This is a genomic window from Pseudomonas sp. GW460-LB5, from assembly GCF_059423245.1.
This window is the reverse complement of record NZ_JBWKXT010000026.1, coordinates 49955-64642: the sequence shown is the minus strand read 5'-3', so window position 1 is coordinate 64642 and position 14688 is coordinate 49955. Positions and strand designations below refer to the sequence as shown.

The 14688-nt window shown below is 62.2% G+C and carries 13 protein-coding genes; 9 read left to right on the top strand and 4 right to left on the bottom strand.

What is annotated here, in order from left to right:
- Positions 1-20: 20 nt before the first annotated feature.
- Together AC07XM_RS16900 and AC07XM_RS16895 are read right to left on the bottom strand one after the other, a co-directional pair.
- Positions 21-512 (bottom strand): RidA family protein, encoded by a 492-nt coding sequence (locus AC07XM_RS16900; protein WP_023046960.1) that lies wholly within the window; start codon positions 510-512, stop codon positions 21-23.
- Between the two features lie 78 nt (positions 513-590).
- A complete protein-coding gene (locus AC07XM_RS16895) occupies positions 591-1982 on the bottom strand; it encodes an NAD(P)/FAD-dependent oxidoreductase (RefSeq protein WP_207268633.1) in 1392 nt (463 codons plus the stop codon).
- Between the two features lie 700 nt (positions 1983-2682).
- On the opposite strand from AC07XM_RS16895, the gene gcvH reads away from it, so the two are divergent.
- The 6 genes from gcvH to AC07XM_RS16865 all read left to right on the top strand — a co-directional run bounded on the left by gcvH (position 2683) and on the right by AC07XM_RS16865 (position 9720).
- Positions 2683-3066, top strand: coding sequence for a glycine cleavage system protein GcvH (gcvH, locus tag AC07XM_RS16890; RefSeq protein ID WP_016485072.1), 384 nt, complete (start codon positions 2683-2685; stop codon positions 3064-3066).
- Between the two features lie 11 nt (positions 3067-3077).
- A complete protein-coding gene (gene gcvP / locus AC07XM_RS16885) occupies positions 3078-5933 on the top strand; it encodes an aminomethyl-transferring glycine dehydrogenase (protein WP_016485071.1) in 2856 nt (951 codons plus the stop codon).
- A gap of 108 nt (positions 5934-6041) precedes the next feature.
- Positions 6042-7418 (top strand): L-serine ammonia-lyase, encoded by a 1377-nt coding sequence (locus AC07XM_RS16880; RefSeq protein ID WP_016485070.1) that lies wholly within the window; start codon positions 6042-6044, stop codon positions 7416-7418.
- Positions 7419-7445: 27 nt separating this feature from the next.
- Entirely contained in the window at positions 7446-8567 is a 1122-nt protein-coding gene (gene gcvT, locus AC07XM_RS16875) for a glycine cleavage system aminomethyltransferase GcvT (protein WP_060517597.1), read from the top strand.
- Between the two features lie 356 nt (positions 8568-8923).
- Positions 8924-9136 (top strand): cold-shock protein, encoded by a 213-nt coding sequence (locus AC07XM_RS16870; protein ID WP_096425634.1) that lies wholly within the window; start codon positions 8924-8926, stop codon positions 9134-9136.
- Between the two features lie 95 nt (positions 9137-9231).
- Entirely contained in the window at positions 9232-9720 is a 489-nt protein-coding gene (locus tag AC07XM_RS16865) for an RDD family protein (RefSeq protein WP_023046957.1), read from the top strand.
- Positions 9721-9810: 90 nt separating this feature from the next.
- Here the strand turns inward: AC07XM_RS16865 and lptG are convergent, their stop codons facing one another.
- Both lptG and lptF read right to left on the bottom strand, forming a co-directional pair.
- Positions 9811-10872, bottom strand: coding sequence for an LPS export ABC transporter permease LptG (gene lptG, locus AC07XM_RS16860; RefSeq protein ID WP_016485066.1), 1062 nt, complete (start codon positions 10870-10872; stop codon positions 9811-9813).
- On the bottom strand, positions 10865-11980 hold the full coding sequence (gene lptF / locus AC07XM_RS16855) for an LPS export ABC transporter permease LptF (RefSeq protein ID WP_016485065.1): 1116 nt from the start codon (positions 11978-11980) through the stop codon (positions 10865-10867). Before lptF ends, lptG begins: the two co-directional genes overlap by 8 nt.
- A 301-nt stretch (positions 11981-12281) precedes the next feature.
- Between lptF and AC07XM_RS16850 the strand changes: the two genes are divergently transcribed.
- The 3 genes from AC07XM_RS16850 to AC07XM_RS16840 are packed head-to-tail and all read left to right on the top strand — an operon-like array spanning position 12282 to position 14625.
- Positions 12282-13775, top strand: a complete 1494-nt coding sequence (locus tag AC07XM_RS16850) for a leucyl aminopeptidase (RefSeq protein WP_016485063.1) — start codon at positions 12282-12284, stop codon at positions 13773-13775.
- Positions 13776-13825: 50 nt separating this feature from the next.
- On the top strand, positions 13826-14254 hold the full coding sequence (locus tag AC07XM_RS16845) for a DNA polymerase III subunit chi (protein WP_096426934.1): 429 nt from the start codon (positions 13826-13828) through the stop codon (positions 14252-14254).
- A gap of 5 nt (positions 14255-14259) precedes the next feature.
- Positions 14260-14625 (top strand): hypothetical protein, encoded by a 366-nt coding sequence (locus AC07XM_RS16840; RefSeq protein ID WP_016485061.1) that lies wholly within the window; start codon positions 14260-14262, stop codon positions 14623-14625.
- Positions 14626-14688 lie beyond the last annotated feature (63 nt).

Below are 14688 nucleotides of genomic sequence, written 5' to 3'. Positions count from 1 at the left end.
CCAGGACGAAGCACATCCGCTCAGGGACGAACCGCTGTAACTTCGATCTCAACGCGCCAGGCCGGGTGTGCCAGGCCCGCAATCTGGAACGCGGAACGCGCGGGCAGAACCGGCTGTTTGGCGGCAGGCCCGAAGAACTGGGTATAGCCGGCCATGAAACCGTCAAAATCCATTTTGCCGCCGTTCTCTGGCCCACCCACCAGGAACACTTGCATCTTCACCACATCCGTGAGGCCAAGACCCAGTTCTTTCAGTTGCTGCTGAATGTTTTCAAGCACATTGATGGTTTGTGCCTTGGTGTCACCGTAGGCTTCCAGTGACTCCTTGGGTGCATCGGGATGGATAACCGACGGGACCGAACCACTCAGGTAGATGACCGTCTTGCCCGCGGGGACTTCTACAGCTGACGAGATCGGGAAACTGCCTGCGCCATGGCGCACGATATCTTGTGCATGGGCGCTGCCGATACCGGCCAATGCCAGTGCAGCCACGGTGTTCAAAGCGACTTTCATGGTGTTCTCCTGAAAAGTACCAAGCATGTGCACGCATGGATGATGCGCACACGGGTCATTCCATTGCGCCAGGTGCGCTTAGAATCGATACAGGCTGAAGGGTTTCGGGTCCAGCACGGGCGCCTTGCCAAGCAGCAAATCGGCCGACAGCTCGGACGACACCGGGCTCTCCGTCATTCCCCAGCCGGTTGCGGTGTTGAGGACCAGCCCCGGGTACTCGTTGACCTGCGAAATGATGGGGTTCTCATCCGGAGCAATGGCCATCGCACCGCTCCACTGATCGATCAGCTTCGCATCACTGAAGGCAGGGAACTCGACCTTGAGTTTTTCCAGAGATGCATTCAGCTCCGGAAGGTCCGGGGCCGCCGTCATCAGCCGGTTTTTCTCGAAAGGCGAAACTTCGTCCAGCCTCCAGTGGGTTGGCTGAATGAACGAATCAATGAGCTGCTTGTTGAGCGAGATGTGCACCGGGAAGTCCGGGATGGCCAGCAGAGGCAGGTACTTGTAGCCGTACATGAACGACTCTTTCACTACCGGGGCAACCACGACGCGTGGCGAAGTGGCGTAGGTACCGTCGGCCTGCTCACGGAAGTAGATATTCCCCGGCAATGCAACGTTGCCGCCGGGTGCACGGGGGGCCGCACTGATGATTTGCTGGGACTGGTAAGCGGGCAAGGTCGGCACATCGACCCCCAGGTTCTGCATGAACAGCCTGGACCAAGCCCCACCCGCCACGATCACCCGCGAAGTCCGGATGGCGCCCTTCTCGGTCACCACATCAGAGATGGCTCCCGCCTGGGTCTCCAGCCCTCTTGCGGCGCAGTGGGTGTAGATACGCACGCCCATTTTCTTGGCGTACTCCGCCATGACAAACGATGCGCGCTCGGCATCGAGGCTACCGGAATCTTCTTCGAAACCCGCGACCTTCCAGTTTGACGATGCTCCACGCAGGCGCTGTTCAAGTTCATTGCCCTGGATGATTCGCGTGTTGAACGGTATATCCGCTGCCACTTCACGGCCTTTGCTATCGATCCACTGCCTGACGCCTTCCAGGTCCTCTTCATCGAACGGCACTTCCACCCGACCTTGCGTGCGATAGCTGGTATCTGCACCCACTTTGGCATTCATTTCACGCCAACGTTGCTTGGCAAGATGGTGCAACTGGAAAGTTGCGTCCGGCATCTTGTAGGTCATCACCTGACCATAAAACCTGCACGACTGCTCGCCGGCAATTTCACCTTTTTCAACGATAACTACGGAAAGGCCACGTTCGACCAGGTTGATCGCCGTCATGAGCCCAAGAATGCCCGCGCCAACGACGACTACATCCGCCTGCTTGGGCAGCTCTCCCTCAGTGCCCCCTACAAAACCAAACCGTGGTTTGCCGGGGATCAGCCTGCCTTCGCGCGTCAGCAGGGGGGTCAGAATCCCCGCGCCCCCCGCAACAGCCAAGACGCCACCGCCGATCAAAAACTTACGCCTCGTCATTCCCATGACACTTTCCTTTCCTGGTATCCGGTGTTGGTTGCATCCGCCCAGACGGCGAGACACCTGGTTGCCCGACAGCCTTCCTGACCCACTTTGCGGGCCAGGCAGTCAGGCTGAGCATTAACATTCAAGGGGGGCGATTCTGGTGATGCACCCGTGCCGGTTAAATCGCAGCGGGCAAATAATTAGTTCAGCGATTTGCAAACTAATATGCAGGAGACATAAATAGTTGAGATCGCGACACCGCATCTTTACCTGATCAACTTGACTTCGCAACACGCATCAGGATTAGTTTCGTTGGTGCAATAACCTCATTAAAAAGCCGGTTATTTGAAACTTATTAATTCCGCCGCTTGGGTCAAACTTGTGTTCCTAGAATTGATATGCGGTGGTTCCAGCGACAGCCCGTGAAACCATGGGTGTATCGATTTAAATACACCGTATCGAAATCAGTACAACCCCGTTAGAAAGCGGCTGCGCAAGGGTTTGATCCCCAAACGCTTTTTTATGCTTCGCCATCTGTAGCGTTCTCGTTCCACAAGAACCGCAAGGCGAACGCAAAAAACAAGTAACTTATTGTTTTATATATATTTTTTGTGATTGGCCGCGTTTTTGCTAAGGGAATACCAACCCAAGAGCGCGGACCCACCGCGCCCAACGCCCTGCTTCCCGAGGATTCCCCATGAGCGAGTTGCGTTTCACTGAAGATCACGAATGGCTGCGCGTCGAAGCCGATGGCAGCGTCACCGTGGGTATCACCGCCTACGCGCAGAACGCCCTTGGCGATGTGGTGTTCGTGCAACTGCCAGAGTTGCAGCAGTATGAAAAAGGCAGCGAAGCGTCCACCGTCGAATCGGTCAAGGCCGCCAGCGGCGTGTATATGCCCCTGGCCGGTGAAGTGGTCGAGGTCAACGGCCAGCTCGAAAGCAGCCCTGAACTGGTCAACGAAGACCCGATGGGCGAAGGCTGGTTCTTCCGCTTCAACCCAGCCGACAGGAGCGAAGTCACCGCCCTGCTCGACCAGGACGCCTACGACCGCCTTATCAAAGCCAACGACGACGCCTGAGGAGTTCCGCAATGACCATCAACCTCGGTACCGCCAACGAATTCATTGCCCGTCACATCGGCCCGCGCGCCGCTGACGAGCAGGCCATGCTCGCCGCCCTGGGCTTCGACTCGCTGGACGCCATGACCGCCGCAGTCATCCCCGACAGCATCAAGGGCACCAGCGTGCTTGGCTCGCACGATGGCCAGAGCGAAGCCGACGCGCTCGCTGCGCTCAAGGCCATCGCCGGCAAGAACCAGCTGTTCAAAAGCTACATCGGCCAGGGCTACTACAACACCCACACCCCAGCGCCGATCCTGCGCAACCTGCTGGAAAACCCTGCCTGGTACACCGCCTACACCCCGTACCAGCCAGAAATCTCCCAAGGCCGCCTGGAAGCGCTGCTGAACTTCCAGACCCTGATCAGCGACCTGACCGGCCTGCCGATCGCCAACGCCTCCCTGCTCGACGAAGCCACTGCTGCGGCCGAGGCCATGACGTTCTGCAAGCGCCTGTCGAAGAACAAGGCCAGCCACGCCTTCTTCGCCTCCGTGCACTGCCACCCGCAAACCCTCGACGTGCTGCGCACCCGTGCCGAGCCGCTGGGTATCGAGGTGGTGGTCGGTGACGAGCGCGAGCTGGGGGATGTCAGCGCCTTCTTCGGCGCCCTGCTGCAATACCCGGCCAGCAACGGTGAAGTGTTCGACTACCGTGAAGTGGTACAGCGCTTCCACGCCGCCAATGCCCTGGTCGCCGTCGCGGCCGACCTGCTGGCCCTGACCCTGCTGACCCCACCGGGCGAGTTCGACGCCGACGTGGCCATCGGCAGCGCCCAGCGTTTTGGCGTACCACTGGGCTTCGGTGGCCCGCACGCGGCCTACTTCGCCACCCGTGACGCGTTCAAGCGCGACATGCCGGGCCGCCTGGTCGGCGTGTCGATCGACCGCTTCGGCAAAACTGCCCTGCGCCTGGCCATGCAGACCCGCGAGCAGCACATCCGTCGCGAAAAGGCCACCAGCAACATCTGCACCGCCCAGGTGCTGCTGGCCAACATCGCCAGCATGTTCGCCGTTTACCACGGCCCGGCCGGCCTCAAGCGCATTGCCGAGCGTACCCATGCGCTGACCGCGATTCTGGCCGCCGGCCTGAAGGCGCTGGGCGTATCGGTGGTGGGCGGCAGCGCCTTCGACACCCTGACCCTGGCCACCGGCAGTACCACTGCCAGCCTGCATGACAAGGCACGCGCCCAGGGCATCAACCTGCGCCAGGTAGACGCCGCACATGTCGGCCTGTCGCTGGACGAAACCAGCACCCAGGCTGACGTCGAGTCGCTGTGGCAGCTGTTGGGTGGCGAGCAGGCACAGCCTGACTTCAGCGCACTGGCAGCCAGCACCGGCTCCCTGCTGCCGGCTGCCCTGCTGCGCCAGTCGGCCATTCTCGAACACCCGGTATTCAACCGCTATCACAGCGAAACCGAGCTGATGCGCTACCTGCGCCGCCTGGCCGACAAGGACCTGGCACTGGACCGCAGCATGATCCCGCTGGGCTCATGCACCATGAAGCTGAACGCCGCCAGCGAAATGATCCCGGTCACCTGGGCCGAGTTCGGCAACCTGCACCCGTTCGCCCCGGCCGCACAGAGCCAGGGCTACCTGCAGATGACCACCGAGCTGGAAGCCATGCTCTGCGCCGCCACCGGCTATGACGCCGTGTCGCTGCAGCCCAACGCCGGCTCCCAGGGCGAATATGCAGGCCTGCTGGCTATCCGCGCCTACCACCGCAGCCGTGGCGAAGCGCACCGCGACATCTGCCTGATCCCGTCGTCGGCCCACGGCACCAACCCGGCCACCGCACACATGGCTGGCATGCGCGTCGTCGTTACCGCCTGTGACGCCCGCGGCAACGTCGATGTCGAGGACCTGCGCGCCAAGGCCATCGAGCACCGCGAGCGCCTGGCCGCGATCATGATCACCTACCCGTCGACCCACGGTGTGTTCGAAGAAGCGATCGGCGAAATCTGCGCGATCATTCACGATAACGGTGGCCAGGTGTACATCGACGGCGCCAACATGAACGCCATGGTCGGCCTGTGCGCCCCGGGCAAGTTCGGCGGCGATGTGTCCCACCTGAACCTGCACAAGACCTTCTGCATCCCGCACGGTGGTGGCGGCCCGGGCGTTGGCCCGATTGGCGTCAAGTCGCACCTGGCGCCGTTCCTGCCTGGCCACGCGCAGCTGGAAAACACCCAAGGTGCGGTGTGCGCCGCACCGTTCGGCAGCGCCAGCATCCTGCCGATCACGTGGATGTACATCCGCATGATGGGCGGTGCCGGCCTCAAGCGTGCTTCGCAGATGGCCATTCTGAACGCCAACTACATCGCCCGCCGCCTGGAAGAGCACTATCCTGTTCTGTATACCGGTGGCAATGGCCTGGTGGCCCACGAATGCATCCTCGACCTGCGCCCGCTGAAGGACACCAGCGGCATCAGCGTCGACGACGTGGCCAAGCGCCTGATCGACTTCGGCTTCCACGCCCCGACCATGTCCTTCCCGGTGGCCGGCACGCTGATGATCGAACCGACCGAAAGCGAGTCCAAGGAAGAACTGGACCGCTTCTGCGACGCGATGATCCAGATCCGTGAAGAAATCCGTGCGGTCGAGAGCGGTACCGTGGACAAGGACGACAACCCGCTGAAGAACGCTCCGCACACTGCGGCCGAACTGGTTGGCGAATGGGCCCACGGCTACAGCCGCGAACAAGCGGTTTACCCGCTGCCAAGCCTTGTGGAAAGCAAGTACTGGCCGCCGGTTGGCCGGGTCGACAACGTGTTCGGCGACCGCAACCTGGTGTGCGCCTGCCCGTCGATCGAGAGCTATCAGGACGCCTGATTGCGCTCAGGCCCGCTACCTGACTTGAGGTGGACCTCTGTGGGAGCGGGCGCGCCCGCCCCCACAGGCTTCACCGTCCGCCTAATATCCCTGGCTGGAGGAACCACCATGTCACTGAGCGTCTTCGACCTGTTCAAGATCGGCATCGGCCCCTCCAGCTCCCACACGGTCGGCCCGATGCGCGCCGCCGCACGGTTCGCCGAAGGGCTGCGCCGTGATGACCTGCTCACCCGCACCGCCAGCGTCAAGGCCGAGCTGTATGGCTCGCTGGGCGCAACCGGCAAGGGCCACGGCAGCGACAAGGCGGTCTTGCTCGGCCTCGAAGGCGAGCACCCGGACACCGTCGACACCGAATCCATCCCCGCGCGCCTGCAAGTGATCCGCGACAGCGGCCGCCTGCGTGTGCTCGGCGAACACGACATTGCCTTTAACGAGAAACAACACCTGGCAATGATCCGCAAGCCACTGGACTACCACCCCAACGGCATGATCTTCCGCGCCTTCGACGACGCCGGCCTGCAAATCCGCAGCCGCGAATACTACTCGGTGGGCGGTGGTTTCGTGGTCGACGAGGATGCCGCCGGCCACGACCGCATCGTCGAGGACAGCACCGTGCTGCCCTACCCGTTCAAAACCGCCAAGGAACTGCTTGGCCACTGCACCACGCAGAACCTGTCGGTAAGCCAGGTGATGCTGGCCAATGAGGCCGCCTGGCGCCCGGAGGCAGAAACCCGCGCCGGGCTGCTGCGTATCTGGCAAGTGATGCAGGATTGTGTCGATGCCGGCTGCCAGCATGAGGGCATTCTGCCAGGCGGGCTCAAGGTCAAGCGGCGGGCCCCAGCCCTGTACCGCCAGCTGAGCCGTCACCCGGAGGCCAGCCTGCGCGATGCGCTGTCGGTGCTCGACTGGGTCAACCTCTATGCCCTGGCGGTGAACGAGGAAAATGCCAATGGCGGGCGTGTGGTTACCGCGCCCACCAATGGCGCGGCGGGCATCGTCCCGGCGGTGCTGCACTACTACATGCGCTTCGTGCCGGGCGCCAGCGAAGACGGGGTGGTGCGTTTTCTGCTCACCGCCGCAGCCATCGGCATCCTGTACAAGGAGAATGCCTCTATCTCCGGCGCCGAAGTGGGCTGCCAGGGCGAGGTCGGCGTGGCGTGCTCCATGGCGGCGGGGGCACTGTGCGAAGTGATGGGGGGCAGCGTGCAACAGGTGGAGAACGCTGCCGAAATCGGCATGGAACACAACCTGGGCCTGACCTGCGACCCGATCGGCGGCTTGGTTCAGGTGCCCTGCATCGAGCGCAATGCCATGGGCTCGGTGAAGGCGATCAACGCCGTGCGCATGGCCTTGCGCGGCGACGGGCAGCACTTCGTGTCGCTCGACAAGGTCATCCGCACCATGCGCCAGACCGGCGCCGATATGAAAAGCAAATACAAGGAGACCGCCCGCGGCGGTCTTGCCGTCAACATCATCGAATGTTGACCCCACAATAAAACCAAGGAGTCACCGATGTCCGAAACACTGCTCAAGACCCCACTGCACGCCCTGCACCTGGAACTGGGTGCGCGCATGGTGCCGTTCGCCGGCTACGACATGCCGGTGCAGTACCCGCTGGGCGTGCTCAAGGAGCATTTACACACCCGCGAGCAGGCCGGCCTGTTCGATGTCTCGCACATGGGCCAGATCATCCTGCGCGGTGCCGATGCCGCCAAGGCCCTGGAAAGCCTGGTGCCGGTGGATATCATCGACCTGCCGGTGGGCATGCAGCGCTATGCCATGTTCACCAATGAACAAGGCGGCATCCTTGACGACCTGATGGTTGCCAACCTGGGCGACGATACCCTGTTCCTGGTGGTCAACGCAGCCTGCAAGGACCAGGACCTGGCCCACCTGCAAACACACATCGGGAGCCGTTGCGAGGTGCAGCCGCTGTTCGACCAACGTGCCCTGCTCGCCCTGCAAGGGCCGGCCGCGGTCAAGGTGCTGGAGCGCATGGCCCCGGAAGTGGCCGGCATGACCTTCATGCAGTTCCGGCCGGTAAAACTGCTGGGTGAAGACTGCTTCGTCAGCCGCTCAGGCTACACCGGCGAAGACGGCTACGAAATTTCGGTACCGGTCCATGCCGCCGATGCCTTGGCCCGCAGCCTGCTGGCCGAGCCCGAAGTACAGCCCATTGGCCTGGGCGCGCGGGACTCGCTGCGCCTGGAAGCCGGCCTGTGCCTGTATGGCCATGACATGAATACCGAGACGACCCCGATCGAAGCCAGCCTGCTGTGGGCGATTTCCAAGGTGCGCCGTGCCGACGGTGCACGTGCTGCCGGCTTCCCCGGCGCCGAAGCGATCTTTGCCCACCAGCGCGACGGTGTGGCGCGCAAACGTGTTGGCCTGTTGCCCCAGGAGCGCACGCCGGTACGTGAAGGCGCCGATATTGTTGATGCCAACGATAAACCGGTGGGCAAAGTGTGCAGCGGTGGCTTCGGGCCGACACTCGGCGCACCGGTTGCAATGGGTTATGTCGATAATGAACATGCTGCACTCGATACCGCACTGTTTGCCGTAGTGCGTGGCAAGAAGGTTGCCCTGAAGGTCAGCAAAATGCCTTTCGTGGCGCAACGTTACTACCGTGGCTGAAACGGCTTTGTGAAGGTTGCGGTCAGGTTCGAGATATTCGATTTCGAACCTGCCCAATAACTTTTGAACACGGCGCCAGGCCAGGCGCCATGCCGTTTCCCACAATTCGGTCGGTTATCGGCAAGCGGTCGATTTTCCCTGCGGGCAAGGGCTTGTTTTTCGCTCGGGAGTTGGCGTAGAGTCACTGCACTGTGTTTGCATGGGTCGCAACAGTTCGTGACCTGGGCCAGTAGCCGCAATCTGCTACAACCCGTTCGACGTCTCTTACTTTCCTGCAACCCAGCCCAGTAATCTTTTGCTTACAAACAATGCAGAAGAAACTGTCATCAAAAATTAGTTTCATAGGAAATAAGACAATGGCTGAGCGTCAGAACGGTACCGTCAAGTGGTTCAATGACGAAAAAGGTTACGGCTTCATCACCCCAGAAAGCGGTCCGGATCTGTTCGTGCACTTCCGCGCAATCCAAGGTAACGGCTTCAAGAGCCTGAAAGAAGGCCAGAAAGTGACCTTCATTGCTGTGCAAGGCCAAAAGGGCATGCAGGCTGACGAAGTCCAGGCAGAAGGCTGAAACTTCTATAAAAGAGCCCCTGCGTTGACGCGCAGGGGCTTTTTTTTGCTTGCAATTCCATAGAATGAGCCTTTTCCATTCGGAGCTGCCCAGCGATGCCCAAGCCCCACCTTCTCCCACAGGGTGACTTCCCCGCCGCTGGCTTTGGCCGACGACTGGCCGCGATGTTCTACGACTTCCTGCTGTGTACTGCACTGCTGATCGTGACCGCCGGTGCCTACAAGCTGATCCAGATGGCGATCATTGGCGAAGCGCGCATGCGTGAGCTGACCGAGGCCGGTGCACTGGATGGCGACCCGCTACTGTCGACGGTACTGCTGTTCGCCTTGTTCGGCTTCTTTGCCAAGTTCTGGACCCATGGCGGGCAGACGCTGGGCATGCAGGTGTGGGGCGTGCGCGTGCAGAATGCCGATGGCTCAGCCATCAGCCTGTGGCAGGCATTGTTGCGCTTCGTGGTATCCATTGCCTCATGGCTGTGCCTGGGGCTGGGTTTTTTCTGGGTGTTGATCGACAAGCGAAAGCGTGGCTGGCATGACATCTATTCGGAAAGCCAGCTGGTGCGGGTACCGAAGCAAAAGAGATGACTTGAGCGTTGTGTTGCCTGCTCCGGCCATAGGGCCATCAGCCACAAAAAAGCCGACTCTGAGGTCGGCTTTTTCATGCAGCTCAGGCCATCAACCCGCCCGACGCAACAGCCAGACACCGGCCAAGGCACAGATCCCCGCCGGGATCACCACCGCCAGCAGCGGCGGGAAGCCGAACACCTGGCTAGAAGGCCCCAGCAGGTCCTGGGCAATACGGAACACGAAACCCACCAGCACACCGGTGAACACACGCTGGCCCAGGGTGACCGAACGCAGCGGGCCGAAGATGAACGAGATCGCCATCAGCACCAGCGCCGCGGTAACCATCGGCTGCAGCACCTTGGTCCAGAACGCCAACCAGTAACGGGCATTGTTCAGGCCTTGGTCGGACAGGTAGTGGATGTAATCCCACAACCCGGTAATGGACAGCGACTCCGGCGCCAGGATCACGGTATTGAGCAGTTCTGGCGTGAGCGAAACGTCCCAGCGCTCCTGCGGCGCGCCGACCACTTCGGTGTGGTCGCCACGGAAGTAGGTGGTACGCACGTCGGCGAGCAGCCAGTGGTCGTTCTGGTACTGCGCGCGGCGGGCGAAGCTTGAGGTGACGATCTTGCGCTCGCTGTCGAAGCGGTAACGGGTCACACCCAGCAGCAGGCCGTTGGGCTGTACGGAGTTGATGTGCACATATTCTTCACCCTGGCGGTGCCACATGCCGCGCTTGGAGCTCTGCGCCTCACCACCGCCCTGGGCCAGGGAACGGTCGGCCTGGGCCTTGTTCTCGGTCACCGGTGCCACGTATTCGCCGATCAGCAGCCCTACCAGCATCAGCACCAGCATCGGCTTCATCACCGCCCAGACGATGCGGCCGATAGACACCCCGGCCGCACGCATGATGGTCAGTTCGCTGCTGCTGGCCAGGCTGCCCAGGCCGATCAGGCAGCCGATCAAGGCCGCCATCGGCAGCATGTCATAGAGCCGCCGGGGTGCTGTCAGCAGGACGAAGTTGCCGGCCTCCATCAACGTGTAGGTATCACTCAGGTCGCCCATCTCGTCGATGAAGGCGAACAGCGAGGCCAGGCCGAGGATGATGCCCAGCACGGCCAGAATGGCCAGCAGCACGCTCTGGCCGATGTAGCGGTCCAGCTTACCCATGGGCCACCTCCGCACGACGGGCGGCACGCTTGAGGCGCAGCGGTTCCCAGTACAACAGGCCAAGGCCGATCAACAGGAACAGGCCGTGGACCCACCACATGCCCAGGCCAATCGGCAATTTGCCCTTCTCGAGGGCACCACGTACGGAAATCAGCATTGTCAGGTAAGCCATGTACAAAAGAATTGCCGGCAGCAGCTTGAGGAAGCGGCCCTGACGGGGGTTGACCCGGGACAGCGGCACCGCCAGCAAGGTAACGACGAATACCAGGATCGGCAGCGACAACCGCCACTGCAGCTCGGCGCGCTCTCGCAGGCCCTCCTTGCCGATCAGCTCGGAAGTGGGAATGGCTTCGCGCTCGGTCACTTCTTCGGCCACTTCCGGTTTGGGCAGCTGCACGCCATAGGTGTCGTACTTGATCGCACGGTAATCGGCCTGACCAGGATTGCCGTCATAGCGGTAGCCGTTTTCCAGCACCAGGTAGCGGTTACCGTCGGCCTGGATCTCCTGGTGACCCTTTTCAGCGACCAGTACCGACGGGGCACGGTCCTTGGTCTTGTCCTGGTTGAAGCGCTTCTCGGAGATGAACACCCCGGACAGGTTGACGCGGTCGTCCGACAGCTGCTCGGTGTAGGTCACCCGCGAACCGTCACGCAGGGTCTGGAAGCGGCCCGGCACCAAGGTGTCGAACTCGGTAAGCGTGTCCTGCTGGGCAATGATCTGCTGCACCTGGGCAACGCCCAACGGCGCAAGGCTCAGGCTCAGCCAGGCCACCAGCAGGGCAACCAGGGCCGCCGGCGCCATGGTCAGCCCCAACAGGCGCTGCTGGCTCATACCGGTTGCGGACAGCACGGTCATCTCGCTTTCCAGGTACAGCCGCCCGTAAGCCAGCAAAATGCCGAGGAACAGCCCCAGAGGCAGGATCAGTTGCAGGAAACCCGGCAGCCGGAAGCCCATGATCAGAAACAGCACGCCCGGATCGAGCACGCCCTGAGCGGCCTGGGCCAGATATTTGATGAAGCGCCCACTCATGATGATCACCAGCAGCACTGCGCTGACGGCGCTCAAGGTCACCAGGACCTCGCGGGACAGATAACGAAAGACGATCAAACCAGACACTCCTGGGTTGTCAGGGCGGACTGCCATGCAATGGCGCCAAACAATGACTTAGTACAGCCAAGACCAATGCAGGTTCGCCAAAGGCGAACCTCCATGTAAAGTGCGCGCATTATCCTGTGATTGACCGCGCCTGTCACTTGGCCGCGCATGAAGGCGCATATCGGGGTTGTCAGCACGCTTGCCGCAGGCTCAAACTGGCAGCTTTTCCGCTGGCGCGCGACTACGCGGCCAAGCCCGTCCTGAGCGCTGGAACACACAGCGCCACTTGTATCGATCATTCGGGGACCCTGACATGGAACTGGTTGTAAAAAGCGTAGCTGCTGCATCCGTAAAAACTGCCACTCTGGTCATTCCGGTAGGTGAAAACCGCAAGCTTGGCGCCGTTGCCAAGGCGGTCGACCTGGCCAGCGAAGGTGCCATCAGCGCTGTGCTCAAACGCGGCGACCTGGTTGGCAAGCCAGGCCAGACCCTGCTGCTGCAGAACCTGCAGGGCCTGAAAGCTGAGCGCGTGCTGCTGGTGGGCAGTGGCAAGGACGAAGCCCTGGGTGACCGCACCTGGCGCAAACTGGTCGCCAGCGTGGCCGGCGTGCTCAAGGGCCTGAATGGCGCCGATGCCGTGCTGGCCCTGGACGATGTCGCAGTCAACAACCGCGATGCCCACTACGGCAAATACCGCCTGCTGGCAGAAACCCTGCTCGACGGCGAGTACGTGTTCGACCGCTTCAAGAGCCAGAAGGTCGAGCCACGCGCCCTGAAAAAAGTCACCCTGCTGGCCGACAAGGCCGGCCAGGCGGAAGTCGAGCGTGCCGTCAAGCACGCCAGCGCCATTGCCACCGGCATGGCCTTCACCCGCGACCTGGGCAACCTGCCGCCTAACCTGTGCCACCCAAGTTTCCTCGCCGAACAGGCCAAGGACCTGGGCAAGGCGCACAAGGCGCTGAAGGTCGAGGTACTGGACGAGAAGAAGATCAAGGACCTGGGCATGGGCGCGTTCTACGCCGTGGGCCAGGGCAGCGACCAGCCACCGCGCCTGATCGTGCTCAACTACCAGGGCGGCAAGAAGGCTGACAAGCCGTTCGTGCTGGTGGGCAAGGGCATCACCTTCGATACCGGCGGCATCAGCCTCAAGCCAGGCGCCGGCATGGACGAAATGAAGTACGACATGTGCGGCGCTGCCAGCGTGCTCGGCACCCTGCGTGCAGTGCTTGAACTGCAACTGCCAGTCAACCTGGTATGCCTGCTGGCCTGCGCCGAGAACATGCCAAGCGGCGGCGCCACCCGCCCGGGTGACATCGTCACCACCATGAGCGGCCAGACCGTGGAAATTCTCAACACCGACGCCGAAGGCCGCCTGGTGCTGTGCGACACCCTGACCTACGCCGAGCGCTTCAAGCCGCAGGCGGTGATCGACATCGCCACCCTGACCGGCGCCTGCATCGTCGCCCTGGGCAGCCACACCACCGGCCTGATGGGCAACAACGACGACCTGGTCGGCCAGTTGCTCGACGCTGGCAAGCGCGCCGACGACCGTGCCTGGCAATTGCCGCTGTTCGACGAATACCAGGAGCAGCTGGACAGCCCGTTCGCCGACATGGGCAACATCGGCGGGCCGAAGGCCGGGACCATCACCGCAGGCTGCTTCCTGTCGCGCTTCGCCAAGGCCTACAACTGGGCGCACATGGACATCGCCGGTACCGCCTGGATCAGTGGTGGCAAGGACAAGGGCGCCACAGGCCGCCCGGTGCCCCTGCTGACCCAGTACCTGCTGGACCGCGCTGGCGCCTGATGCCGTGAGGCCGGTGGTGTCTAGCGCACCATCGGCCGGCGATGACCACCATGAGCAAAGTCGACTTCTACATCTTGCCCACCGACTCGCTGTCGGCGCGGCTCGATTTCGCCTGCAAACTGTGCGAAAAGGCCTGGCGCCTCGGTCACCGGGTCTATCTGCATTGCCAGGATGCCGAGCAGCGCAACGAGCTGAACCTGCGTTTGTGGCGCTTCAAGGGTGAGGCCTTCGTGCCCCACGACCTGGCCGAGCTGCATGCCGATGCCGGCGTGGCCCTTGGCCTGGATGACAGCGCGGGCGATCACCGCGACCTGCTGATCAACCTGGGGGCCGGCGTGCCGGGCTTCGTCGGCCAGTTCGAGCGCGTGGCCGAAATCGTGGTGGAAGAGCCTGGCATTCGCCAATCCGCCCGTGAACGATTCCGTTTCTACCGCGAACAGGGCTATGCTCTGCAAGACCACCGCTTACAGCGACTTTGACGACGATGGACAAGCCCTCCCCTTTGCCCGACTCCGCCCATCTGCTCGATGACCTCGAGTCGATCCGCCAGCTGCTTGGCGATGCCGACCTGCAACCGCCGCTGCTGACCGAGACGGTAGAGCAGATCCCGTTGCTGCTGGAAGAACCTGCCGGTCACCCTGCACCTGATAGCAAACCGATCGCTGTCGAGCCCGAGGAAGACCCGCAGACCCGCCGGCAGGACACCCTGCTGCACCTGGAAAGCGAGCTGCGCGCAGCGGCGCAGATGATCATGCAGGACGTGATCAACGACTTCACCCCGCATATCGAAAACGAAATCAAGCGCCGGCTGGATGCGCGGATCGAGCGCTTGATCAAGCGTACCGAGTGATATTCCGGGGCCGCTTTGCGGCCCATTCGCGGCACAAGGCCGCTTCTGCAGGCACCGCGATCC

Bases quoted from the DNA above. Each gene is read 5' to 3' on its own strand.
- AC07XM_RS16900 (WP_023046960.1), bottom strand. From the start codon at position 512: ATGAAAGTCGCTTTGAACACCGTGGCTGCACTGGCATTGGCCGGTATC.
- gcvH (WP_016485072.1), top strand. From the start codon at position 2,683: ATGAGCGAGTTGCGTTTCACTGAAGATCACGAATGGCTGCGCGTCGAA.
- gcvP (WP_016485071.1), top strand. From the start codon at position 3,078: ATGACCATCAACCTCGGTACCGCCAACGAATTCATTGCCCGTCACATC.
- AC07XM_RS16880 (WP_016485070.1), top strand. From the start codon at position 6,042: ATGTCACTGAGCGTCTTCGACCTGTTCAAGATCGGCATCGGCCCCTCC.
- gcvT (WP_060517597.1), top strand. From the start codon at position 7,446: ATGTCCGAAACACTGCTCAAGACCCCACTGCACGCCCTGCACCTGGAA.
- AC07XM_RS16870 (WP_096425634.1), top strand. From the start codon at position 8,924: ATGGCTGAGCGTCAGAACGGTACCGTCAAGTGGTTCAATGACGAAAAA.
- AC07XM_RS16865 (WP_023046957.1), top strand. From the start codon at position 9,232: ATGCCCAAGCCCCACCTTCTCCCACAGGGTGACTTCCCCGCCGCTGGC.
- lptG (WP_016485066.1), bottom strand. From the start codon at position 10,872: ATGGGTAAGCTGGACCGCTACATCGGCCAGAGCGTGCTGCTGGCCATT.
- AC07XM_RS16850 (WP_016485063.1), top strand. From the start codon at position 12,282: ATGGAACTGGTTGTAAAAAGCGTAGCTGCTGCATCCGTAAAAACTGCC.
- AC07XM_RS16845 (WP_096426934.1), top strand. From the start codon at position 13,826: ATGAGCAAAGTCGACTTCTACATCTTGCCCACCGACTCGCTGTCGGCG.
- AC07XM_RS16840 (WP_016485061.1), top strand. From the start codon at position 14,260: ATGGACAAGCCCTCCCCTTTGCCCGACTCCGCCCATCTGCTCGATGAC.